Below are 22,813 nucleotides of genomic sequence, written 5' to 3' on the forward strand. Positions count from 1 at the left end.
GTCGGTCAGGCCGCCCTGCGCACCGCGCTTCTGGCAGGGATGACGCACACGTGGCCGTCGCTGCTGGTGGCCGTCGTCAGGGCGATGCCGTACAGCGCGGCCAGGGCGGGCACGGCGCCGGCATCGCTGGCGATGTCTGCGACCAGCTGGCCCGAACGCACGAGCAGCAGCCGCTCGAAACCCAGCAAGGCGTGATTGATGTCGTGCAGGATGGCGATGACGGCGTGGCCGCGCGCGGCGCAGAACTGCTGCAGGCTGTCGAGCAGATCGAACTGCAGGCCGGGATCGAGCGCCGCCAGCGGTTCGTCGACGAGTATCAAGCCATCGCGTACGTCCCACATCTGCGCGAAGATGCGCGCCAACTGCACCCTGGCCTGTTCGCCGCCGGATAAAGTGTCCAGGCGGCGGCCCAGCAGATGCGCGGCATGCGCCAGGGCGGCAGCGTCCTGCACGATGCGCTCCAGTTGCGGGTCGACCAGGCGCGCCACCCGTCCCAGGCCGATCACCAGCTCGCACTGCAAGCCGAAGGCCACGTTCGAGCCTTGCGGCAGCACGGCGCGGCGCAGGGCCAGTTCGGCCAGCGGCCACTGCGCCAGGGGACGGCCGGCAAGCACCACCTGGCCCGCCTGCGGCTGCAATTCGCACGCCATCAGTTTGAGCAGGGTCGACTTGCCCGCGCCGCTGGGACCGAGGATAGCGATGCGCTCGCCGGGCGACACCCGCACGTTGAAGGGGCCGAAATACTGCTGGCCCAGTTGTGTTGTGGCGAAGGAGAGTTCCAGTATCGGCGTCATGCGCATCCTTTCAGGCCGTGCCGTGGCGGAAGCGCCGCAACAGCATCAGGAAAAATGGCCCGCCCAGCAAGGCCGTGAAAATGCCGACGGGGACTTCCGCGGGAATGGCGACGGTGCGCGCCAGGGTGTCGGCCAACAGCAGCAGCAAGCCGCCGGCCAGCATGGACAGCGGTAGCACGCGGCGCTGGTCGGCGCCCAGCCAGGTGCGTACCAGGTGCGGCGCGATCAGGCCGATAAAACCGATGCCGCCGCACCAGGCGACGGCAAACCCCGTCAGCACGGCCACCAGCACGATCACCTGCGTGCGCAGCCGGCCCACGTCGACGCCCACGTGCAGCGCCTGCGCCTCGCCCAGCGCCAGCGCGTTCAATGAGCGCATCAGGAAGCGCGTGGCCCACAGCGCGCCGGCCAGCACCAGCAGCAAAGCCGCCACCTGGCGCCAGCTGCCGGCCGACAGCGAACCGAGGGTCCAGAAAGTCAGGGTGCGCAACTGGTCGTCGCTGGCCAGGTAGATGCACAGGCCCATGACGGCCACCGTGATGGCGTTCAGCGCCACGCCCGTCAGCAGCAGGCCGACGATGGAGCCGGGCGTGGCCCAGCGGGCAACGCGGTCGAGCAGCACGCAGATCAGCGTGGCGCCCGCAAACGCGGCCCCAGGCAGCAGCCACACGCGCAGCTCGGGCGCCACGTGCAGGCTGGCGGCAAACACGATGGTGGCCGCGCCCGCGCAGGCGGCGCCGCTGCTCACGCCCAGCAGCCCCGGATCGGCCAGCGGATTGCGGAACAATCCTTGCGTCAGGCCGCCGGCCAGCGCCAGCGCGGCGCCGATCAGGGCGGCGAACAGGGCGCGCGGCAAACGGATATGCCACAGCACATACGCGCCGCCGGACAACGCCTCGCCGCCCGCTTGAAACGGCGCCAGCCAGTCAGCCAGTGTCACGGGCATGGCGCCCGCCTGCACGGCGATGAGCAAGCCGCCAGCCAGTGCGGCCGCCAGCAGCCCGCCTGCGCCCCAGCGTGGCCAGCGCCATGGAGCGGCGGACACCACGGAGGCCACGTTCATGCAGCCATGGCTTTCGCAAAGGCGGCGTCGAGTTCCATGAGCGCCTGCGGCATGCGCGGGCCAAAGCCCAGCAGCAGCATGGCTTCCAGCGACACGATGCGGTGCTTGCGCCCGGCCGGCGTCTGCGCCAGGCCTGGCAGTTTCAAGATGCCGTCCACGCCGCCCGAGGCCTTCAAGCCCTGGTCCGTGACGAGCACGATGTCGGGCCGCGCGGCGATCACGGCTTCCGGCGTCAGCGGTTTGTAGCCGGCGAATCCACCCTGCCCGCCCATCACATTGACGGCGCCCGCATACGCGAGCATGGCATCGGCGCCCGTCTCGCGCCCGCCCACCATCACCTGGTTCGGCGCATGCGCGAGGATGAACAGCACGCGCACGGCTGATTGTACCGGCGAGTGGCCGCGCTGGCGCACCTTGCCCAGGGCGCCGTCCCACTGCTGCTGCAAGGCTTGCGCCAGGTGCGCGGCGGGGTCGGGCCGGCCCGTGATCTGGCCCACTTGTTTCACCCGTTCGAGCAAGCCTTCGAATTGGTTATTCGCGTTCAGCACCGCCACCGGCACGCCTGCATCGCGTACCTGGCGCAGCACGGCTTGCGGCCCCGCTTCCTCGGTGGCGATCAGCTGCGTGGGCGCCAGCGACAGCACGCCCTCGGCCGACAAGGTGCGCGCATAGCCGACCTGCGGCAGCTGTTGCGCCACGGCCGGATACAGCGAGGTCGTATCGACGCCCACCAGTTCGCCCTGCGCCTCGAGCGCATAGACGATTTCCGTCAGGGCGCCGCCCACGCTGACGATGCGCCGCGCTTTCGCCACAGGTTTACCCGCGTCGCTGACGGCGGCCAGCACCTGCATCGGCGCGGCCAAGGCCAGCGCGCCCGCCCCCATCTTTTTCAGCGCGATGCGGCGCGCCACGCTGGCGGCGATCATGCGGCGCATAGTTCGCCCTCCTGCGCCACCCGGTCGACGATATGGCGCCATTCGCACAGCTCGTGCACGCCCGGCTTGCGTTCGCCGAAGAACATGGCGATGGTGTCGCCCTTGGCGTCAAACAGTTCCACGGACGTCACCAGGCCATCGACCGTGGGCTTTTTCACCACCCAGGCGCTGGCGATATGGTCTTCGCGCAAATGCAGGTTGAAGCGCGCATCGAGGATATTGATCCACGGTCCCATCACGGCGATCTTGTGCACGGGGCCCGAATGGATCTGGATCATGCCGGCATTGCCGACGAAAGCCATGATCGATACTTTTTCAAGCGCGGCGTCCTTGAGCAGGTCGAGCACGCAGGATTTGTCGAGCTGCTGCACGAAGCGCGGCTCGGCCAGGCGCAAGCCCTGCAGGCGCGAGACCGAGTATTTTTTCAGCATGGTGAAAAATTCATGCGTGTCGCGCAAGTCGGCCCAGGCGGCGCGAAAGCCGGCCACGTCGATCTGCGCGTCGGGCAGCTCGGCCGGCGGCGGCGCCGGCGCCTTCACGGCAATGCCGGCCTCCTGGTGCGCGTCGGCAAAATGCGCGACCAGCGCGTCATAGGCGGCAAGGTCGCTTTGCGGCTTGAGGAAAATCTTGTGCACGGCCTGGCCGGCCGCATCGAAAAACTGCAGGCTGCGCTGCACTTCCTTTTCTCCCATCTCGCGTACGGCAAAGCCATGCGCCCACTGGCGGTAGAACACGCGCAGGTCGATGTCGCCACCGAGCACCAGGCCCACGTGATTGTTGTGGCTGGCTTGTCGATAGACGCCCGTCTTTTCATGCACGCACGAAGCGTTGCGCGTCAGTGCCATGACTTCGCCCAGCGGTTCCAGCGCGGCGATGATGGCGGGCCAGTCGGCCCGCAGGCGCTCGGCGTCCAGCAAGGCGCCATTGGCCAGCGACAGGCCCGCATGTGCGGCGATCAGCTCGCCTTCGGAAATGCCCAGGTCTTCGGCGATGTCGCGGTGGCGGGCTTTTTTCTCGCGGCGCAGGCGGGTAAATTCGCTGGTGACCAGCTCGGTATTGCAAATAGGGGGCATGCTCGACACGGTGTCTCCTTTCAAGGCGAACACTGGCTGGCATGGGCTGGCTGGTGGTGGGGGAATCTTGAAGTCAATTATAAATGAGAATCATTCGCAATCAAGTGTTATTTATGTGAAGAAAATACGCGCAAAAAAAAGCGCCGCGACAGGAAACCCGTCGCGGCGCAAAGGAGACCGATCGATACAACCGATCAGTTCGGGAAAAAAGGTCAGGCGCTCGCTTGCACGGCCGGCATGGAGACCGGCTTGGCAGTGGGCCGCTGCGCCAGCAAGACGACGGCGGCCAGCACCATGGCGCCGCCCAGCAATTGCGTGCCGCTGACGGATTCCTTCAGCAAGGTCACGCCGAACGCCATCGTGATCACGGGCTCGAACGTGGAAATGATGGACGCCTTGGCCGCGCCGATCTGCGCCACGCCGGCAAAGAAGGCGGCAATGGCGATGGCCGTGGAAAACAGGGCGATGGCGCTGACGGCAAGCCAGCCCGTCGCCGTGCCTGGCAAGGACACGCCCTGCCACAAGGCGATCGCGCTGTTCGACAGGCCTGCCGTACCCAGGATCACGACGCATGCGGCCAATGGGTGAATATTCTCGCGGCTTTTCGACAGGCTGTTGCCAAACAGGATGTACACGGCGTACACGCCGGCCGCCATCAATGCCAGGGCGATGCCGATGGGCTGACCCTGCAGCTTGCCGCCCAGGGTGATGGCCATGCCGGCAATGGCCAGCGCCATCAGCACCAGCATGCGGCGGTCCAGCTTTTCCCAGCCCAGGGCCAGCGCGAGGATGGTCACCAGCACGGGATACACGTACAGCAGCATGCCGCACAGGCCGCTGCTGGCATACATGAGGGCATTGAAATAGCCTTGCGACTGGGCCGTGTACATCAGGCCCATCAGCATGTAGCCGGCCAGCAGGCGGCCGCGCGGCAAGCGCCAGCCACCGAGCCACACGAGCGGCAGCAACAGCATGGCGGCGATGACGAAACGCAAGGCCAGCATGGTCGACGGGTTGACCCCGGACGCATATGCCGCCTTGGCAAACACTGCGGAACTGCCGAAACCGGCGGCCGACAGCAACACCAGCGCAACAGCGCGGCGATCAGACATGACTAACCTCTTTGAGTACACCTGGGCAAACCTGCTGCGTATCGCGACGGTTTTCCAGGCGTTGTAACGTTGTAAATATAAATGCCCAGCAAGGCCGGGAGATGATGCATGCGTAAATCCTATTGCGGGTCGCTTCACGCAGTGACGGCATCATATTCGCTTGCGCAAAATGAAACAAACCAATATTCTTCACGGATAGGCCAAATATTACTGAGGCTCAATTCTCTTGAGAGTGCCATGTCACGTCCCCTGCCCCCACTCGCCGCCCTGCACGCCTTCGAGGCGGCCGCCCGCCATGAAGGCTTCCAGCGCGCGGGCGAAGAATTGCACGTGTCGGCCGGCGCCATCGGCCACCATGTGAAACAGCTGGAAGCGTGGCTGGGCATCGTGCTGTTCCAGCGCCTGCCGCGCGGCGTGGTGCTCACCAGCGCGGGCCAGCGCTATGCGGCCTCGCTGGGGCCGATCCTGAACCAGCTGGCCGACGTGTCCGAGCAGGCGCGGCGCCAGGGCGATGACAAGGTGGTGACGGTGACGGCCACCAGCTCGCTCGTCTCGCGCTGGCTGATGCCGCGCCTGGGCCGGCTGCGCGACCGCTATCCGCAGATCGAGCTGCGCGTGCTGGCGTCGATGCACCCGGTCGACCTGGCGCGCGATGGCGTGGACGTAGCCATCCGCCTGGGACCGGGCCGCTATCCGGGCCTCAAAGTCGATTTATTGATGGAAGAATGGTTTTCCGCCGTCTGCAGCCCTGGCTTTCGCGCCAACGCGGCCAGCCTGCGCCAGCCGGCCGACCTGCTGCGCTATCCGCTGCTGCACGACGAGCCGGAGGTGCACCTGCCCGGCGAAATCGACTGGACGCGCTGGCTGCACAGCTGCGGTGTGCATTACAGCGGCAATAGCGGCAACAGCGGCGCGCGCTTTTCGCACACCTATCTGTGCCTGGACGCGGCCGCCAGCGGCCAGGGCGTGGCCATTGCCGCCAGTCCCCTGATCGGCGACGATTTGCGCTCGGGCCGCCTCGTGCGCGTATTCGAACACGCCGTGCGCGGCCCCCACTGCTATTATCTGCTGCGCTCGCCCCAGGCGGAAACGCGGCCCCTCGTGCATGCATTCTGCGAATGGCTGATCGCCGAGGCGCGCGCCGACCAGGAAACCGTCTGGCCCACAGTGGAGACAGCATGACGAGCAAGGAACTGGCGCGCAGCGCCGCATATATTGTCCAGCATGAGTACGAACAGGCAAGCGTGATCGCTGCCGATGGCAGGCAAGCCAGCGTGGGCGAGTTCTATGGCGACCCGGCCGCAGCCTTGATCGATGTCGATGAGCAATGGTGCGCCGTCGCGGGCGAGGGATTGGTGCTGTGCCGGCTGGGCCAGCCGTTCGGCCAGTGCGCGGCCTATTTCCGCCAGCCTGGCGCGGTGCGCTGGATCACGGCTTTACGGCAAACGGGACCGTTTGCGCTGGAATGGCAGGGTGAGGATGGCGCTTGGTCCGCCCTCGATGTCGAGGCAGCGGATGTGTCGGCTTACGCGCCAGGGCGCTAAGCCGACCTACGCCAGCGGCGGTGGATGGCCCGTAACCCGACAACACCACCAAACCAGCCGGAGCAACAGATCAGAGCCCGTAGGTCGGCTTAGCGCGCAGCGCGTAAGCCGACAACATCATTACAACTTGATGAAGTGCTCGCGGTAGTATTTGAGCTCTTCGATCGATTCCAGGATATCAGCCAGCGCCGTATGCTTCTGGTGTTTCTTGAAACCGGTGGCGATTTCCGGCTTCCAGCGCTTGCACAGCTCTTTCAGTGTCGATACGTCAACATTGCGATAGTGGAAGAACGCTTCCAGCTTTGGCATGCCGCGCACCATGAAGCGGCGGTCCTGGCCGATGGTGTTGCCGCACATGGGCGACTTGCCTGCCGGTACGTATTTCTTCAGGAACGCGATCAGTTCCGCTTCCGCCTGCGCTTCCGTCACGGTCGACGCTTTCACCTTGTCGATCAGGCCCGAGCGGCCATGCGTGCCCTTGTTCCAGGCATCCATCTTGTTCAGGGTTTCATCGGATTGATGAATCACGAACACGGGGCCTTCGGCCAGCAGGTTCAAGTGCATGTCCGTCACCACGACGGCCACTTCGATGATGCGGTCGGTATCGGGCTCCAGGCCCGTCATTTCCATGTCGACCCAGACCAGGTTCATCTCGTTTGGACGTGCCGGCACGGCGGGTGCGGGGGTGGATGCAGTTAAGTCGGTCGCTTGTGACATAATTCTCTCTTGGCCTAATCAAACTAAATAATCAGCCATTTTCTCACAGGCACAGAATGTATTCACTCGCGTTTTCGATTTTGTTTGTATCCGTCCTCGTTTTGACCCTGGCCGTCCGCTTCTGGCTCGCTTCGCGGCAGATTCGCCACGTGCTGGCCCACCGCGCCGCAGTGCCGCCCGAATTCGCGGAAAAAATCCCGCTGGCCGCGCATCAGAAGGCCGCCGACTACACGGTGGCGAAGACCAAGTTCGGCCTGCTGACTTTACTGGTCAACTACGCCGTGCTGATCGGTTTTACCTTGCTGGGCGGCCTGCAATGGCTGGCGCTGCACCTGAATGAATGGATGGGGCCGGGCTCGCCCATGCTGTACCAGATCGGCCTGATCGCCGCCTTTGCCGCCATTTCCGGCCTGATCGACCTGCCCTTCGATTACTACCGCCAGTTCGTGCTGGAGCAGCGCTTCGGCTTCAACACCATGGCGCGCAAGCTGTTCTTCACGGACATGCTCAAGGGCGTGGGCCTGGGCGCGGCCATCGGCTTGCCGCTGATCTGGGTCGTGCTGACCCTGATGGCCAAGTCGGGCGACCTGTGGTGGCTGTACGCGTGGTTCGTCTGGAGCGGCTTCCAGCTGCTGATGATGGTGCTGTTCCCGACCGTCATCGCCCCGCTGTTCAACAAATTCACGCCGCTCGCCGACGAAGCGCTGAAAAGCCGCATCGAAGGCTTGATGCAGCGCGTCGGCTTCGCCTCGAAAGGCCTGTTCGTCATGGATGGCTCGAAGCGCAGCGCCCACGGCAATGCGTATTTCTCGGGCTTTGGCGCCAACAAGCGCATCGTCTTCTTCGACACCCTGCTGTCGCGCCTGGCGCCGCAGGAAATCGAAGCCGTGCTGGCGCATGAACTGGGCCACTTCAAGCTCAAGCACATCGTCAAGCGCATCGCCATGATGTTCGTCATCTCGCTGGGTTTCCTCGCGCTGCTGGGCTTCCTGAAGACGCAGCCATGGTTTTACGCGGGCCTCGGTGTCGACCCTGTCGCCCTGGCCTTGACGGGCCAGCCGACCGATGCGCTGGCCCTGCTGCTGTTCATGCTGGCCTTGCCCGTCTTCACTTTCCTGCTGGGACCGTTGACGTCGCTCAGCTCGCGCAAGCACGAATTCGAAGCGGACGCCTTTGCCGCCACGCACACGCAGGCGGACGACCTCGTCTCGGCCCTCGTCAAAATGTATGAAGACAATGCGTCGACCTTGACGCCCGACCCGCTGCACTCGGCCTTCTACGACTCGCACCCGCCGGCCAGCGTGCGCATCCGCCACCTGAAAGGGGCTGCCACATGAATACGCCATCGACTTCGCAAGACCTGGCCCAACTGTCCTGCGCGCCGCGCCAGCAGGCGCTGGGCGACACGGACATCGCCACCCTGCACGCCCTGCTGCCCCAGTGGACGGTGCAAAATGGCAAGCTGTGCCGCGACTTCGGCTTCAAGAATTACTACCAGACCCTGGCGTTCGTAAACGCCCTGGCCTATATGACCCATACGCAAGACCACCATCCGGAGCTCATCATTACTTACAAAACCTGCGCCGTGCGCTACGACACGCACTCGGTCAACCAGGGCGCCGGCGGCCTGTCCGAAAACGACTTTATCTGCGCCGCCAAGGCAGACCTCATCTACCAGAGCAGCCAGGTGTCCGCATGAGCGAAGGCAAGTTGACGGGCGTCATCATCGCCGCCCACGGCCGCCACTACCTGGCCGACGTGGACGGCGCCAAGCTGCAATGCGTGACGCGTGGCAAGAAAACCAATGTGGCCGTGGGCGACATCGTGCACCTGACGCGCACCTCGAACGACCAGGCCGTCATCGACCGCATCGAGGAACGCAAGACCCTGCTGTACCGCTCGGACCAGTACAAATCGAAATTGCTGGCCGCCAATTTGACGCAGCTGTTCATCGTCGTGGCGACGGAGCCGGGCTTTGCCGACGACCTGATCTCGCGCTCGCTGGTGGCGGCCGACGCGGCCGGCATCGAAGCGCGCATCATCCTCAACAAAACGGACGTGACGGCTTCGCTGGAGCGCGCCCGCGAACGCCTGCTGCCGTATTCCTCGATGGGTTACCCCGTCGATGAAGTGTCGGCCCGTGCCGAACCCGAGCACGCCGTGGCCACCCTGGCGCCGCTGCTGGCGGGCCAGTCGTCGATCCTGATCGGCCAGTCGGGCATGGGCAAATCGTCGCTGATCAACCTGCTGGTGCCGGACGCCGACATCGCCGTGCGCGAAATCTCGGCCGCGCTCGACACGGGCAAGCACACGACGACCTTTACGCGCTTGTACAAGCTCGACGAACTGGGCGCGAACAGCTCCATCATCGATTCGCCCGGCTTCCAGGAATTCGGCCTGTACCATTTGTCCGAGGGCATGCTGGAGCGGGCCTTCCGCGAATTCCAGCCGTATCTTGGCGGCTGCAAGTTCTATAACTGCCGCCACCTGATCGAGCCGCAATGCGCCATCCTGCAAGCCTTATCGGAAGGCAAGATTGCCAAGATGCGCCATACCCTGTATGGCCAACTGCTGCATGAATCGGCGCAGACCTTGTATTAAGAAATATTTCCCTCATTCAAATATAGCGCCGCAAAACACCCGGCAGGCGAAATTTAATTTCGCCGCCGAGCACGCCTTCCGACTTTAATCCCAAAACCGTTCATCTGCCGTTTTATGCACTTCATCGCGTAAAACCTGCCTTCCATCGCCTGCCGCTGGCGATGGCAAAGGTCGTTTGCTACCTTGTCACCAGTCCCTGCCGGAAACCTGCCAGCGACCACACGATCTAACTCCCATCCATCCAGCCATCCTGATCGAAGGTGAATGTCATGCATACCAAACGTTTCCTCCCCCTTGCCGCCGCCCTGTTCGCGCTTGTCGCCGGCACCGCCCACGCGCAAACCGTTGCGACTCCACAAACCACTGGCAGTGTCAGAGTCAGCAGCAACGCGTACTACCATGTGACGGCGCAGGAAGCGTCCGAGATCGAACGGCAATACCGCCTGTCGAACGGGCAACGGCTGGAAGTGCGCCAGCAAGACAGTCACTTCTATGGCCGCCTGATCGACGACCGCGAAATGCAGCCAAAACCCAGTGTGAGAATCCTTCCCATCGGAGCTGGCAAGTTTGCCACCCAAAAAGGTGCAACATTCGCCTTCAGCAATGCGGGCGAACAGGTGACCATCGACAACGCCCAGCTGCTGTCGGGCTTGCGCCTGCCTGACGACACGCGCAGCATCAGCGGCGTCAGCGTCAACAGCGTTCGTCTGGTTTCACGCTAAGCGCACGGCAGAGCGCATGCGGCATGGGGCAAATCGCCCCGCCTGCGGCGTCATGCCGGCGACATAATTCTGACAGGCGTACTGAACAATTCCCCTGAATGCAGCTTACAATGCCATGACACATGGCCTGTGCGGACACAGGCTGGCGCCACTGTTTGCGGGGAGAATGCTTGAATGGAAATGTTCGCGCTCGAACATGACGTAGCGCAGTGGGAAAGCGCATTGCTGCCGTTGCGCGGCGCCGGGCGCGTACCGCTGCTGCTGTTGCTGTCCTGGCATTTGCGCCAGCGTGACGGCAACAGAGCAATTGCGCTGAGCGAGGAAGCGCATCTGCTGCTGCCGCTGGCCGACTTCGATGCGGCCGCATTGGAACAGGCGCGCGCGCGTCTGCAACTGGTGCAGGCGGAAGTGGCCTGGCTGCAAGGCGCGCTCGACTCCGCGGAAAGCCTGGCCATGGCCGCGTGCGCCACCTGCGGCGCACACGGCGACGGCGCCGGCTGCGCCGACGCCCACTGGCTGCTGTCCTCGATCGCCGTCGACCGCGGTGACCATGCCCGCTGCGATGCCGAACTGCTGGCCGCGGCGCAGCAAGCGCGTGGCGCCGGCGATGCGATGCGCGCCAGCCTGGCCGACGCGGCCACGGCGCGCTGGGCCGTCTTGCGCGACGCGCCGGCCGCCCAGGCCCGCTGGGGCGGCCACTTCCAGGCCGACGGCGCCAGCGGCAAGCTGCCCGCGCCGCTGGCCGCCTGGGTGCACGATTTCCGCGGCTTGCTGGCGCACACGTCGCGCGACCTGGGCGCGGCCGCCGGCCACTACATGCAAAGCTACGAAGCGGCCCTGGAAAGCGGCCAGCTGCGCGGCGCCATCACGGCCGCCATCAATATCGGCGACTGTTTCTCCAGCCTCAACGACAACGAATCGGCGCTCGAATGGATGCAGTGCGCGCTGGACCTGGCGCGCCCCACAGGCTGGCCGCGCAGCATTGGCGCCTGCCAGACGCATACGGCCGAAACCATGCGCAAGCTGGGGCGCCTGGGCGCGGCGGAAGACTTGCTGCGCGAAGCGCTGCACATCCTGACTCCCATGGCGGGCGCGCGCACCTATGCCAACGCCCTGTTCCACCTGGGCGAACTGAGCCTGGACAAAGGCGACTACGACACGGCGCTCGACGCCTTCAGCCGTCTGGCGCAGCGCGCCGAAGCGCTGGGCCAGGCCGATTTCCGCAGCATGGCGCAACGCGGCAGCGCCCACGCGCTGTCTTACCTGGACCGCCCGGACGAAGCGCTGCAGGCAGCCGAGCGGGCTTGCCAGCTGGCCACCGCGCAGGGCGACGCCATGCATCAGGTGGCGGCGCTGCGCGTGCTGTCCATGCTGCATGCGCGCCACGACCTGCCGCCGCCCGCAGGCATGCAGGAACGCAATCCCGCCCTGCATTTCCTGCACCAGGCGCTGCAGGTGGCCGCCTCCATCGACGGCTATGTGCCGCCCGGCGAACTGCTCGATGCGCTGGCGCGCGAGTACGCGCATGCGGGCGACTATGCGCGCGCCTACGATATCGCCCTCGCGGCGGGCGTGGCGCGCGAAAAAAGCCACACCCAGCAGGCGAGCAACCGCGCCACCGCCATGCAGGTCTACCACCAGACGGAACATGCGCGCTCGGAAGGCTATCACCACCGCGAACTGGCCGCCTCGGAAGCACGGCGCGCCGAAGTGCTGCAGCAAACCAGCGACACCCTGGAACGGCTGTCGGCCATCGGCCAGGAAATCACCACCCACCTCGACGCCAGCGCCGTGTTCCAGGTGCTGGACCGCCACGTGCATGCCTTGCTGCCAGTCAACACCTTCGCCGTCTACATGCTCGATGCGGCGGGCACGGCGCTGCGCCGCGCGCACGGCATGGAAGCGGGCCGCCCCTTGTCCGACAACGCCATTCCACTGAGCAACCCACGCGCCTACTCCGTGCGCTGCCTGCTGGGCCGGCGCGAAGTGTATATCGACCAGGTACCGCCGAAGCGCCACGCCTACACCGTGCCCGGCACCCTGCATAACCAGAGCGTGCTGTACGTGCCCTTGACGGTGGGCGAACGCGTGCTGGGCGTGATGACGGTGCAGGCTTGCCATGCACATGCCTACGGCGAACGCGAACGCCTGATCTTCCGCACCCTGTGCGCATATGGCGCCATCGCGCTCGACAATGCCAGCGCCTACCGGCAACTGCAGGATGCCCAGGCGCAACTGGCGTCGCAGGAAAAGCTGGCCGCCCTCGGCTCGCTGATGGCCGGCGTGGCGCATGAACTCAATACCCCGATCGGCAACAGTTTATTAATCGCCAGCACCATGCTGCAAAAGACGGAAGACGTGGAGCGCCTGATGAACGGCCCCGGCCTGCGCCGCTCGGACCTGGCAGCCTACATCGACGATGCAAGCAAGGCGTCGGCGCTGGTGATGCGCGGCCTGCACAGCGCGGCCGACCTCGTCAACAGCTTCAAGCAGGTGGCCGTCGACCGCACCACCGAACAGCGGCGCCAGTTCGACCTGCAACAGGTGAGTAATGAAATCATCGCCACCGTCATGAACCGCATCCGCAGCTCGGGCCACCGCATCGAGACGGACATTGCATTCGGCATCGCCATGGACAGCTATCCGGGCCCGTTCGGCCAGGTGATCACCAATCTGATCAACAACGCCCTGCTGCACGCCTTCGCTCCCGCGCCCAACGACGGCGCCGCCGGCACCGGTTGCATGCGCCTGTCCGCCACGCTGGACGGCGCGCGCGTGCAGGTCGTCTTCGCCGACAATGGCGGCGGCATCGCCGAACAGCATTTGTCGCGCATCTTCGACCCTTTCTTTACCACCAAGCTTGGCCAGGGCGGCAGCGGCCTGGGTTTGTCGATCAGCTACAACATCGTCACGGCGCTGCTGGGCGGCACAATCCAGGTGGCCAGCAGCCCCGCCGGCACCCGTTTCACGCTGGACTTGCCGCTGGTGGCGCCCCAGCTGGACGGGGCCGCGCCCGCCAGCATCTATTAATCCGCCGCCCTTTGCCCGGGTGCAGGCTTGCCTATACAAGTACGCGTCCGGACGGTCTTTCCAATCTAAAAGCAAAACCCTTATAATTGAACGGCTGAAGTACTTGCCATTGCATTATTTTCAACATGGCAAACCGCATCGACCCGCGCGACAAGCGTCGCGCTGGCACCGATCAACACAGCAGCGCGCCGGGCGAGGCAGTCATCAGACGAGATGTTGTACGCTGATGCAACCCGGCGGGAAAGGCACGCCGCCGGCGGCCTGCGCATCTTCAAGTGGTCATTATGTCGACAAAAAAACCGATCAAGCACTACCTCCAGTTCTCCGATTTCACGTTGGAAGAGTACGAATATGTGATCGAACGCGCCCATCTGATCAAGCGCAAGTTCAAGAATTACGAAATCTACCATCCACTGATCGACCGCACCCTGGTGATGGTCTTTGAAAAGAACTCCACCCGCACGCGATTGTCGTTCGAAGCCGGCATGCACCAGCTGGGCGGCGCCGCCATCTACCTGAACACGCGCGATTCCCAATTGGGCCGCGGCGAGCCGGTGGAAGACGCGGGCCAGGTCATGTCGCGCATGTGCGACATCATCATGGTGCGTACCTTCGGCCAGGAGATCATCGAGCGTTTCGCCGCCAATTCGCGCGTGCCGGTAATCAATGGCCTGACCAATGAACACCACCCGTGCCAGGTCTTTGCCGATATCTTCACCTACATCGAACACCGCGGCTCGATCGCCGGCAAGGTCGTCGCCTGGATCGGCGACGCCAACAACATGCTGTACTCGTGGCTGCAGGCGGCCGAAGTGTTCGGCTTCCACGTCAACGTCTCGACGCCGAAGGGCTACGACATCGACCTGTCGCAAGTCAAGACGCAGCGCTATACCTTCTTCGCCAACCCGTCGGATGCCTGCGAAGGCGCGCACCTGGTCAACACGGACGTGTGGACCAGCATGGGCTACGAAGCGGAAAACGCGGCCCGTATCGCCGCCTTCGACGGCTGGATCGTCGATGGTGCGAAGATGTCCCGCGCCGCGCCCGACGCGCTGTTCATGCACTGCCTGCCCGCCCACCGCGGCGAGGAAGTGGCCGCCGAAGTGATCGACGGTCCGCAATCGGTCGTCTGGGACGAGGCGGAAAACCGCTTGCACGTGCAAAAAGCGCTGATCGAATACCTGTTACTCGGTAAAATCCAATAATTCGCCTGGCACTGCATAAAACCTGGCAGTATCGCAATACATACATCGACAACGACAACTGGAAGCAATATGAGCGACATTAAAAAAGCAGTCCTGGCCTATTCCGGCGGACTCGACACCTCCGTCATCCTGAAATGGCTGCAAGATAACTACCAGTGCGAAATCGTCACATTCACGGCCGACCTGGGCCAGGGCGAAGAACTGGAACCGGCGCGCGCCAAGGCGATCAAGTTCGGCATCAAGCCGGAAAACATCCATATCGAAGACGTGCGCGAAGAATTCGTGCGCGATTTCGTCTTCCCGATGTTCCGCGCCAACACCGTGTATGAAGGCGAATACCTGCTGGGCACCTCGATCGCCCGTCCGCTGATCGCCAAGCGCCTGATCGAAATCGCCAACGCCACCGGCGCCGACGCCATCTCGCACGGCGCGACCGGCAAGGGCAACGACCAGGTGCGTTTCGAACTGGGCGCCTACGCGCTCAAACCAGGCGTGAAGATCATCGCCCCATGGCGCGAATGGGACCTGCTGTCGCGTGAAAAACTGCTGAAGTACGCGGAAGACGCCGGCATCGAAATCGACATGAAGCACAAGAACGGCGGCGCGCCGTACTCGATGGATGCCAACTTGCTGCACATCAGCTTTGAAGGCCGCCACCTGGAAAACCCGAGCGCCGAAGCGGAAGAGACCATGTGGCGCTGGACCGTCAGCCCTGAAAAGGCGCCGGACGAAGCGGAATACCTGGACATCGAATACGAAAAAGGCGATATCGTCGCCATCAACGGCGTGCGCATGTCGCCCGCCACCGTGCTGGCCGAACTGAACAAGGTTGGCGGCAAGCATGGCGTGGGACGCCTGGACCTGGTGGAAAACCGCTACGTCGGCATGAAATCGCGCGGCTGCTATGAAACCCCGGGCGGCACCATCATGTTGAAAGCCCACCGCGCCATCGAATCGATCACCCTGGACCGCGAAGTGGCCCACCTGAAAGATGACCTGATGCCGCGCTACGCGTCGATGATCTACAACGGCTACTGGTGGGCGCCCGAGCGCGTCGCCCTGCAGACCCTGATCGACCACACGCAGGAAACCGTGAACGGCTGGGTACGCATCAAGCTGTACAAGGGCAATGTCATCGTCGTCTCGCGCGATTCGAAGACGGATTCGCTGTTCGACATGAACATCGCCACCTTCGACGAAGACGGCGGCGCCTACAACCAGGCCGACGCCGGCGGCTTCATCAAGCTGAACGCCTTGCGCATGCGCATCGCCGCCATCGCCCGCGAAAAGCGTGGCCAAAAGTAACTAGTTGCCGGGAGGCACTACCTCCCGCGCCAAGCAAAGCCGCCCACGGGCGGCTTTTTTACATTTGAAACGCACTCGTCCGCGATTTACGTCACTGCGCGCGCCCGGATCACCCCCATTTTGCTGTGCGCGTGGCAAAATGCTACAGTGCAATTGTGCTGACCTTCCCGCTTCCGGAGCCCTCCCATGTTCAAAGACCTGAGTATCAAGAATAAACTGTACCTGGGCTTCGGCTCCATCGTGGCCATCATCCTGATCTTGCTCGGCGTGGCCTACAACAGCTTTTCGCGCCTGTCGGAAGCCAATGCATGGGACCGCCACACGATGGAGGTGCTGGGCGAGATCGACAGGATCCACAATTCCATCCTGCAAATCCAGGTGGAAGCACGCGGTTTCATCCTGACCGGCAGTGAAACGTCGCTGTCGCCGGAATCGAATGAAATGGACGTGCTGAGCCAGCACACGCAAAAAGCCATCGCCATGACGGCCGACAACAAGGTGCAGTCGGAACGCTTCCGCAAGATCGACGCACTGACCACCACCTGGGTCAAGGAGTGGATCACCCCGCTGATCGAAAAGCGCCGCGCGCTGGGCAATGCGCCCGGTGCCACGGAAACGGTGGCGCGCACCATGCCGGCCGGCGGCTACCCTGCCGTCAGGCAGGCGAACAAGCTGCTCGACGAAGTCGCGGCCGAAGAATCGCGCTTGCTGACCGAACGCACGGCCACCACGACAAAATTGCAGGAAACCATGATGCTGACCCTGGCGCTGGGCGGCTTGCTGTGCGTGGCGCTGGCGCTGGGCATTTCCTACCTGCTGGGCCGCGCCATCCTCGGCCCGCTGAACAGCCTGACGGACGCCGTCGGGCGCATCGCCAGCGGCGACCAGCGCGCGCGCGCCACCATCCTTTCGCGCGACGAACTGGGCAAGGTGTCGGAAGAATTCAACCGCATGGCGCAAACCATCCAGGACAACCAGGCCAATGAGCTGGCCGCGACGAATAGCTTGCGGGCCAAGGTCGATTCGCTGCTGGAAGTGGTCTCGAAAGCCGCCTCGGGCGACCTGACGGGCAAGGTCGGCATCACGGGCAGCGACGCCATCGGCCAGCTGGGCAATGGCCTGGCGAAGATGTTTGAAAACCTGCGCAGCCTGCTCAACAATGTGCAAAAGGCCGGCATCCAGGTGACGACCTCCGCCACGGAAATCGCCGCCTCGGCGCGCCAGCAGGAAGCCACGGGCATCGAGCAGGCGCAAACGAGCGTGGAAATTCTCAGCACCACCAAGGAAATCTCGGCCAACACGAGCCAGTTGCTCAAAACCATGGAAGACGCCACCGCCGTGGCCGACTACACGACGAATGCGACGGCCGAAGCGCAGAACAACCTCAAGCGCATGGATTCGACCATGCAGCACATGGTCTCGGCCACCGATTCCATCAATGCCAAGCTGGCGGCCCTGTCGGAAAAAGCCAGCAATATCAATAGCGTGCTGATCACCATCACCAAGGTCGCCGACCAGACCAACATCCTGTCGCTGAACGCCGCCATCGAGGCGGAAAAAGCAGGCGAAGCGGGCCGCGGCTTCTCCGTGGTGGCGACGGAAATTCGCCGCCTGGCCGACCAGACGTCCGTCTCCACGTGGGATATCGAGCAAATGCTCAAGGAAATGCAGTCGGCCGTGTCCGCCAGCGTGATGGGCATGGATAAATTCTCGGAAGAGATTCGCCGCAGCGTGGGCGAAGTGCGGCAAGTGGCCGAGCAGCTGTCGTCCGTGATGGACCAGGTGCAGAAACTCACGCCGCAATTCGACGCCGTGCTGCAAGGCATGCAGTCGCAGGCCATCGGCGCTTCGCAGATTTCTGACACCATGATGCAGCTCAACGACGCCACGCAGCAGACGGTGGAGTCCTTGAAGGCCACCAGCGAAGCCGTGCACCAGCTGCAATATGCGGCGGGCGACCTGCAGTCGAGCGTGTCGACTTTCGCCGTGACCATCTGATCCCATGAAAGTGCTGCTCTTTCACATCGGACGCGACCGCTACGGCCTGCCCTTGGCCCGCATCGTGCGCGTCCTGCCGCTGCTGGAGCTGAAACAGTTGCCGCTCACGCCAGACTACGTGGCCGGCCTGATGGACTTGCATGGCACGCCCGTGCCCGTGATCGACCTGTCGCGCCTGGCCGGACTGCCGGCCGCCGCCGCGCAGTTCGACACGCGCATCGTCATCGTCGACTACCGCGCCCCTGGCGGCGAAACCACGCACGCGCTGGGCCTGCTGGCCTCGCAAGTGCGCGGCATCGCCGACATCGACACGCTCCAGCTTGAAGACAGCGGCGTGGCGACAGTGCCCTTCCTGGGCCAGGTGGCCAGCGATGCCGACGGCATCGTGCAGCTGGTGGAACTGGAACACCTGCTGCCGCCGGACGTGCGCGCGCTGCTGTTTCAAGACGCGGGCGCGGCATGACGGCGCAAACCCTGCTGCGCCGCGCGACCGGCCTGTCCGTCTCCAAATCCGTGGCCGAACGGGCCGTCGGCCAGCGCATGGAGCAAACGGGCTTTGCCGATAGCGAAGCCTACCTGCAGGCGCTCACGCCGGCCGAAATGACGCAATTGATCGAACTGGTGGTGGTGCCCGAATCGTGGCTGTTCCGCGATCCGCAAGCGTTCTACGCCACCGTCGAACTGGTGCAGGAACGCTGGGCGCGGGGGCGCGCCACGCGCATCCTGTCGATCCCGTGCGCGGGGGGCGAGGAGCCGTATTCGATGGCCATGGCGCTGCGCGACGGCGGCGTGCCGAAACAGGCGTTCAGCATCGACGCCTATGACCTGAGCCCCGGCTGCATCGAGCGGGCGCAGGCGGGAATCTACGGCCGCAACGCCTTCCGCGCGCAGGACGTGGCCTTCCGCGAGCGCTATTTCACGCACGTGGCCGACGACTCCTACCGCATCATCGACTCCTTGCGCGAACAGGTGACCTTCAGGCAGGGCAACCTGCTGCAGTTCGACACGGCCACCTACAGCCGCCATTACGACGTCATCTTTTGCCGCAACCTGCTGATCTACTTTGACAAGCCGACCACGCGCGCGGCCATCCAGAATCTGTCGGCCCTGCTGGCCGACGACGGCATGCTGCTGGCCGGCTATGCGGAAGTGCCGTCGTTCTGCCAGAACGGCTTTACGACGCTGCAGTTCCGCCAGGCGTTCGCCCTGAAGAAGGAAACGGCGGCGCCGGCCAGTCCCGTGCAAGTGGCTCCACTACTGCCGGCCTTGCGCACCTTGCGCAGCGTGCCGCCCGCGCCAAGGCGCGCTGCCGTGACAGCCCCCTCTTCCGCCGCACCGGCGGCGCCGCGCACGCGCCCCGTGTCCGTGCCGCCGCCGTCGCCGGCCGCGCAAGCCGATTTGCTGGCCGAGGCACGCCTGCTGGCCGACCGCGGCCAGTTGCGCGAGGCCGGCGAAAAATGCCACGCCCACCTGGCGAAAGTGCCCGAGGCGGCGGAAGCGTATTTCATGCTGGGCATCATCAATGAACTGGCCGGCAAGATGGACCTGGCCGACGACTACTGGCGCCGCTGCATCTACCTGCAGCCCGACCATTACGAGGCGCTGTGCCACCTGTCCCTGCTGGCCGAACGCAATGGCAACCACACGGCCGCCGCCACCCTGAAGGCGCGCGCGGCACGCATCTACGAGCGCCGCCAGGCGTCCAACTAAGGGGCAAGCATGACAAATCTCATCGCCACCGAGTCCCCCGCCACCATCGACGACTGCTGGAACCATATCGGCGTGGTCGGCGACCAGAGCTGCCCCAAGCTGCCAGCCAACGTGCATTGCCGCAACTGCGACGTGTATGCGGGCGCCGCCCAACGCAACCTGCAGCGGCCCGTGGACGAACACTACCGGCGCGACTGGGCCAGCCACTTCCGCCAGATCGATGCGGGCGGCGAAGTGCGCGACAGTTCGGCGCTGGTGTTTCGCATCGGCCGCGAATGGCTGGCGCTGCCCACGCGCGTATTCGACTCCGTGGCGCCGCAGGCCAAGCCGCACGCGCTGCCGCACCGCGGCGGGGGCGGCCTGGCGGGCATCGTCAATATCGGCGGCAAGCTGTATCCGTGCATGTCGCTGGCCAGTTTACTGGGCATCGATGAACAGGGCGCGCCGCCAGCCAAGGGTCGCCACACGTTTGCGCGCCTGCTGCTGATGCGCTGGGAAGACCAGGCCTACGCGCTGCCCGTGGCCGACCTGCACGGCATCGTGCGCTACGCGTCGGGCGCCGTGCAGGCGCCGGCAGCCACCATCAACAAGGGGCTGTCGCGCTTCCTGTCGGGCGTGATCACCGAGGGCGACATGCGCATCGGCTGCCTCGACACGGCGCTGATCGGCTTTCAACTTGCGAGACTATTACGATGAGCCAGGACCAGCACGGCGACCTCAGTGCCTTTTCCATGCTGGACCTGTTCCGCATGGAAGCGGACAGCCAGACCCAGATCCTTACAGACGGCTTGCTGGCCATGGAGCGCCATGCGGGCGACGCGGCCGCCGTCGAAGCGATGATGCGCGCGGCCCACTCGATCAAGGGCGCCGCCGCCATCGTCGGCCTGCAAGTGGTGGTGCAGCTGGCGCACGGCATGGAAGACAGCTTTGTCGCCGCCCAGCATGGGCGCTTGAAGCTCACGCCGGAGCGGGTCGACGTGCTGTTGTCGGGCGTCGACCTGATCGTGCAGCTGTCGCGCCTGGACGACGCGGGCGCCGAAGCGTGGCTGGCCGCGAATGCGGCGCAGATCGACCAGACCCTGAACGCCATCGCCGGCATCGCCGACCTGCCCGAATTGCCGGCCCTGCCCCCGGCGCCTGCGCCCATGTCTGCACTATTGCCGCCGGAAGCGGCAGAGCCGCAAGCGCCCGTGGCCAGCGGCCTGGCGGGGGATGAACCGGAAGCGGCCGCCCCGGCGCCGCGTACAGCGACCAGTACAGGTGCGCCAGCCAAGGCGCAAGCGCAAAACTTCGACAAACTGCTGTCGCTGGCCAGCGAATCACGCATCAATGCGCACCAGATGCACCCGTTCGTCGGCGCCCTGCAGCGCTTCAAGCGCAACCAGAGCAGCCTGTTTTCCGCCATCGAGCACCTGCATGAAGCCATTGCCCGTTCGGCCGACCCGGGCCTGATGGAAAAGTCCTTGCTGGCGCTGCAAAAGACGCAGCCCCTGAAGCAATTCATGCTCGAGCACATCGCCGACATCGAAACCTATGAACGGCGCCTGCTGGCCGTCTCGCAAGGCATGGTCGACGAAGTGCTGGCCCTGCGCATGCGCCCTTTCCGCGACGGCATCCACGCGTTCCCGCGCATGGTGCGCGACCTGGCGCGCAGCCTGGGCAAGGAAGTTCAGCTCGAGATCGAAGGCGAAGACACCCTGGTCGACCGCGACATCCTGGCGAAGATCGAAAGCCCGCTGAACCACATGCTGCGCAATGCCATCGACCATGGCATGGAAGGCCCGTACGAGCGCATCGACGCGGGCAAGGAAGCGCTGGGCACGATACGCATGGAGGCGCGCCACCGCGCCGGCATGCTGAGCATCGAGATCAGCGACGACGGGCGCGGCGTCGACCTGGAGAAAATCCGCCAGTCCGTCATCGAGCGCAAGATGGCCAGTCCCGCCATGGCCGCCGCGCTGTCGGCGGGCGAGCTGCTGGAATTCCTGTTCCTGCCCGCCTTCAGCCTGAAGGAAAAGGCCAATCAATTGTCCGGACGCGGCGTGGGCCTCGACATCGTGCACGAGACGATACGCCAGCAAAACGGCACGGTGCGCCTGGAATCGGAACCGGGCCGCGGTTTCCGCGCCCTGATCACATTGCCGCTGACGCAGTCGATCGTGCGCGCGCTGGTGGTCGACGTGCATGGCGAAGCCTACGCCATCCCCATCGTCAAGGTGGAAAGCGTGGTGCGCGTGCCGCAAGCGGCCATCCATACGCTGGAAAACAAGCAGTTCTTTGAACTCAAGGGCGAGCATCTGGGCCTGGTGTCGGCGGCGCAGGTGCTCGAGCTGGGCGAAGCGGCCAACCAGGCCGAGGATTTGCCCGTGGTGGTGATCGGCCGGGGCAAGCAAAGCTATGCGCTGGTGGTCGACGCCATCCGCGGCGAGCAAAGTTTGGCCGTGCAAGCCATCGATCCGATCTTCGGCAAGATGCGCGACATTTCCGCCGCCGCCCTGCTCGACGACGGCGAGCCGGTGCTGATCCTCGACGTGCCCGACTTGCTGCTGTCGATCGACAAGCTGCTGCACGAGGGCGGCCTGCACCAGCTGGCGCAGGCGGGCCACGCCGAACGCCGCAAGGCCAAGCGCATCCTCGTCGTCGACGATTCGCTGACGGTGCGCGAGATGGAGCGCAAGCTGCTGCTGGCGCGCGGCTTCGACGTCGACGTGGCCATCGACGGCATCGACGGCTGGAACGTGGTGCGCAGCGGAGAATATGACCTGGTGATCACCGACGTGGACATGCCGCGCATGGATGGCATCGAACTCGTTTCGCTGATCAAGAAGGACCTGCACCTGCACAAGCTGCCGGTGATGATCGTGTCGTACAAGGACCGTCCGGAGGATCGCGCGCGCGGCCTGTCCGCCGGCGCCGACTATTATTTGACCAAAGGCAGCTTCCACGACGAGACCTTGCTCGACGCGGTGGCCGACCTGATAGGAGATGCCCGCTTATGAGCTGT

At 64.6% G+C, this 22,813-nt stretch carries 20 protein-coding genes; 14 read left to right on the plus strand and 6 right to left on the minus strand.

Annotation, left to right across the window (positions count from 1 at the left end; all coding sequences use genetic code 11):
• Positions 1–5 precede the first annotated feature (5 nt).
• The 5 genes from V3C40_RS26315 to V3C40_RS26335 form a co-directional block, all read right to left on the minus strand.
• Positions 6–794: an ATP-binding cassette domain-containing protein gene (locus V3C40_RS26315; protein WP_331778933.1), complete on the minus strand. Its 789-nt coding sequence runs from the start codon at positions 792–794 to the stop codon at positions 6–8.
• 10 nt (positions 795–804) lie between these two features.
• Positions 805–1,857: a FecCD family ABC transporter permease gene (locus tag V3C40_RS26320; RefSeq protein WP_331778934.1), complete on the minus strand. Its 1,053-nt coding sequence runs from the start codon at positions 1,855–1,857 to the stop codon at positions 805–807.
• Positions 1,854–2,792, minus strand: a complete 939-nt coding sequence (locus V3C40_RS26325) for a heme/hemin ABC transporter substrate-binding protein (protein ID WP_331778935.1) — start codon at positions 2,790–2,792, stop codon at positions 1,854–1,856. Before V3C40_RS26325 ends, V3C40_RS26320 begins: the two co-directional genes overlap by 4 nt.
• On the minus strand, positions 2,780–3,865 hold the full coding sequence (locus tag V3C40_RS26330; RefSeq protein WP_331778945.1) for a hemin-degrading factor: 1,086 nt from the start codon (positions 3,863–3,865) through the stop codon (positions 2,780–2,782). The genes V3C40_RS26325 and V3C40_RS26330 overlap by 13 nt, the downstream gene beginning before the upstream one ends.
• Before the next feature lie 212 nt (positions 3,866–4,077).
• Positions 4,078–4,977, minus strand: a complete 900-nt coding sequence (locus tag V3C40_RS26335; protein WP_058051029.1) for a DMT family transporter — start codon at positions 4,975–4,977, stop codon at positions 4,078–4,080.
• A 237-nt stretch (positions 4,978–5,214) separates the two neighbouring features.
• Here V3C40_RS26335 and gcvA point away from each other — a divergent pair, with 237 nt between their 5' ends.
• A complete protein-coding gene (gcvA, locus tag V3C40_RS26340; protein ID WP_070220093.1) occupies positions 5,215–6,159 on the plus strand; it encodes a transcriptional regulator GcvA in 945 nt (314 codons plus the stop codon).
• The gene (locus V3C40_RS26345; RefSeq protein WP_331778936.1) at positions 6,156–6,521 is read left to right on the plus strand and encodes a hypothetical protein; all 366 of its coding nucleotides are present in this window, start codon (positions 6,156–6,158) and stop codon (positions 6,519–6,521) included. The genes gcvA and V3C40_RS26345 overlap by 4 nt, the downstream gene beginning before the upstream one ends.
• A gap of 120 nt (positions 6,522–6,641) precedes the next feature.
• Here the strand turns inward: V3C40_RS26345 and orn are convergent, their stop codons facing one another.
• Positions 6,642–7,238 (minus strand): oligoribonuclease, encoded by a 597-nt coding sequence (gene orn / locus V3C40_RS26350; RefSeq protein WP_170846480.1) that lies wholly within the window; start codon positions 7,236–7,238, stop codon positions 6,642–6,644.
• 56 nt (positions 7,239–7,294) lie between these two features.
• Here orn and V3C40_RS26355 point away from each other — a divergent pair, with 56 nt between their 5' ends.
• The 12 genes from V3C40_RS26355 to V3C40_RS26410 all read left to right on the plus strand — a co-directional run bounded on the left by V3C40_RS26355 (position 7,295) and on the right by V3C40_RS26410 (position 22,808).
• A complete protein-coding gene (locus V3C40_RS26355; RefSeq protein WP_070300833.1) occupies positions 7,295–8,575 on the plus strand; it encodes a M48 family metallopeptidase in 1,281 nt (426 codons plus the stop codon).
• Complete coding sequence (locus tag V3C40_RS26360) at positions 8,572–8,937, plus strand: 4a-hydroxytetrahydrobiopterin dehydratase (RefSeq protein ID WP_331778937.1); 366 nt, start codon at positions 8,572–8,574, stop codon at positions 8,935–8,937. The genes V3C40_RS26355 and V3C40_RS26360 overlap by 4 nt, the downstream gene beginning before the upstream one ends.
• Positions 8,934–9,839 carry a ribosome small subunit-dependent GTPase A gene (gene rsgA / locus V3C40_RS26365; RefSeq protein ID WP_034785059.1) on the plus strand — a complete coding sequence of 302 codons (906 nt, stop codon included), beginning with the start codon at positions 8,934–8,936 and terminating at the stop codon, positions 9,837–9,839. Before V3C40_RS26360 ends, rsgA begins: the two co-directional genes overlap by 4 nt.
• Positions 9,840–10,108: 269 nt before the next feature.
• On the plus strand, positions 10,109–10,561 hold the full coding sequence (locus tag V3C40_RS26370) for a hypothetical protein (protein ID WP_070300827.1): 453 nt from the start codon (positions 10,109–10,111) through the stop codon (positions 10,559–10,561).
• Positions 10,562–10,741: 180 nt separating this feature from the next.
• Positions 10,742–13,591: an ATP-binding protein gene (locus V3C40_RS26375; protein WP_331778938.1), complete on the plus strand. Its 2,850-nt coding sequence runs from the start codon at positions 10,742–10,744 to the stop codon at positions 13,589–13,591.
• A gap of 284 nt (positions 13,592–13,875) precedes the next feature.
• Complete coding sequence (gene argF, locus V3C40_RS26380) at positions 13,876–14,796, plus strand: ornithine carbamoyltransferase (protein ID WP_034759379.1); 921 nt, start codon at positions 13,876–13,878, stop codon at positions 14,794–14,796.
• A 69-nt stretch (positions 14,797–14,865) separates the two neighbouring features.
• Positions 14,866–16,101, plus strand: coding sequence for an argininosuccinate synthase (locus tag V3C40_RS26385; protein WP_331778939.1), 1,236 nt, complete (start codon positions 14,866–14,868; stop codon positions 16,099–16,101).
• A gap of 186 nt (positions 16,102–16,287) precedes the next feature.
• Complete coding sequence (locus V3C40_RS26390) at positions 16,288–18,099, plus strand: methyl-accepting chemotaxis protein (RefSeq protein WP_331778940.1); 1,812 nt, start codon at positions 16,288–16,290, stop codon at positions 18,097–18,099.
• A 4-nt stretch (positions 18,100–18,103) separates the two neighbouring features.
• Positions 18,104–18,562, plus strand: a complete 459-nt coding sequence (locus V3C40_RS26395) for a chemotaxis protein CheW (protein ID WP_072456273.1) — start codon at positions 18,104–18,106, stop codon at positions 18,560–18,562.
• Positions 18,559–19,809, plus strand: coding sequence for a CheR family methyltransferase (locus V3C40_RS26400; protein WP_331778941.1), 1,251 nt, complete (start codon positions 18,559–18,561; stop codon positions 19,807–19,809). The genes V3C40_RS26395 and V3C40_RS26400 overlap by 4 nt, the downstream gene beginning before the upstream one ends.
• Positions 19,810–19,818: 9 nt before the next feature.
• Entirely contained in the window at positions 19,819–20,505 is a 687-nt protein-coding gene (locus V3C40_RS26405) for a chemotaxis protein CheW (protein WP_072456269.1), read from the plus strand.
• Positions 20,502–22,808: a hybrid sensor histidine kinase/response regulator gene (locus V3C40_RS26410; RefSeq protein ID WP_331778942.1), complete on the plus strand. Its 2,307-nt coding sequence runs from the start codon at positions 20,502–20,504 to the stop codon at positions 22,806–22,808. Before V3C40_RS26405 ends, V3C40_RS26410 begins: the two co-directional genes overlap by 4 nt.
• The last annotated feature ends 5 nt before the right edge of the window (positions 22,809–22,813 follow it).

Source organism: Janthinobacterium sp. LS2A (genome assembly GCF_036543145.1).
Classification (GTDB): domain Bacteria; phylum Pseudomonadota; class Gammaproteobacteria; order Burkholderiales; family Burkholderiaceae_D; genus Janthinobacterium; species Janthinobacterium aestuarii.

What these genes read in the sequence shown, in the direction of transcription:
- orn (WP_170846480.1), bottom strand. Translation starts at nt 7,238, where the DNA reads ATGTCACAAGCGACCGACTTAACTGCATCCACCCCCGCACCCGCCGTG.
- rsgA (WP_034785059.1), top strand. Translation starts at nt 8,934, where the DNA reads ATGAGCGAAGGCAAGTTGACGGGCGTCATCATCGCCGCCCACGGCCGC.
- V3C40_RS26330 (WP_331778945.1), bottom strand. Translation starts at nt 3,865, where the DNA reads ATGCCCCCTATTTGCAATACCGAGCTGGTCACCAGCGAATTTACCCGC.
- V3C40_RS26325 (WP_331778935.1), bottom strand. Translation starts at nt 2,792, where the DNA reads ATGCGCCGCATGATCGCCGCCAGCGTGGCGCGCCGCATCGCGCTGAAA.
- V3C40_RS26385 (WP_331778939.1), top strand. Translation starts at nt 14,866, where the DNA reads ATGAGCGACATTAAAAAAGCAGTCCTGGCCTATTCCGGCGGACTCGAC.
- V3C40_RS26355 (WP_070300833.1), top strand. Translation starts at nt 7,295, where the DNA reads ATGTATTCACTCGCGTTTTCGATTTTGTTTGTATCCGTCCTCGTTTTG.
- V3C40_RS26400 (WP_331778941.1), top strand. Translation starts at nt 18,559, where the DNA reads ATGACGGCGCAAACCCTGCTGCGCCGCGCGACCGGCCTGTCCGTCTCC.
- argF (WP_034759379.1), top strand. Translation starts at nt 13,876, where the DNA reads ATGTCGACAAAAAAACCGATCAAGCACTACCTCCAGTTCTCCGATTTC.
- V3C40_RS26315 (WP_331778933.1), bottom strand. Translation starts at nt 794, where the DNA reads ATGACGCCGATACTGGAACTCTCCTTCGCCACAACACAACTGGGCCAG.
- V3C40_RS26395 (WP_072456273.1), top strand. Translation starts at nt 18,104, where the DNA reads ATGAAAGTGCTGCTCTTTCACATCGGACGCGACCGCTACGGCCTGCCC.
- V3C40_RS26405 (WP_072456269.1), top strand. Translation starts at nt 19,819, where the DNA reads ATGACAAATCTCATCGCCACCGAGTCCCCCGCCACCATCGACGACTGC.
- gcvA (WP_070220093.1), top strand. Translation starts at nt 5,215, where the DNA reads ATGTCACGTCCCCTGCCCCCACTCGCCGCCCTGCACGCCTTCGAGGCG.
- V3C40_RS26360 (WP_331778937.1), top strand. Translation starts at nt 8,572, where the DNA reads ATGAATACGCCATCGACTTCGCAAGACCTGGCCCAACTGTCCTGCGCG.
- V3C40_RS26345 (WP_331778936.1), top strand. Translation starts at nt 6,156, where the DNA reads ATGACGAGCAAGGAACTGGCGCGCAGCGCCGCATATATTGTCCAGCAT.
- V3C40_RS26335 (WP_058051029.1), bottom strand. Translation starts at nt 4,977, where the DNA reads ATGTCTGATCGCCGCGCTGTTGCGCTGGTGTTGCTGTCGGCCGCCGGT.
- V3C40_RS26320 (WP_331778934.1), bottom strand. Translation starts at nt 1,857, where the DNA reads ATGAACGTGGCCTCCGTGGTGTCCGCCGCTCCATGGCGCTGGCCACGC.
- V3C40_RS26410 (WP_331778942.1), top strand. Translation starts at nt 20,502, where the DNA reads ATGAGCCAGGACCAGCACGGCGACCTCAGTGCCTTTTCCATGCTGGAC.
- V3C40_RS26390 (WP_331778940.1), top strand. Translation starts at nt 16,288, where the DNA reads ATGTTCAAAGACCTGAGTATCAAGAATAAACTGTACCTGGGCTTCGGC.
- V3C40_RS26370 (WP_070300827.1), top strand. Translation starts at nt 10,109, where the DNA reads ATGCATACCAAACGTTTCCTCCCCCTTGCCGCCGCCCTGTTCGCGCTT.
- V3C40_RS26375 (WP_331778938.1), top strand. Translation starts at nt 10,742, where the DNA reads ATGTTCGCGCTCGAACATGACGTAGCGCAGTGGGAAAGCGCATTGCTG.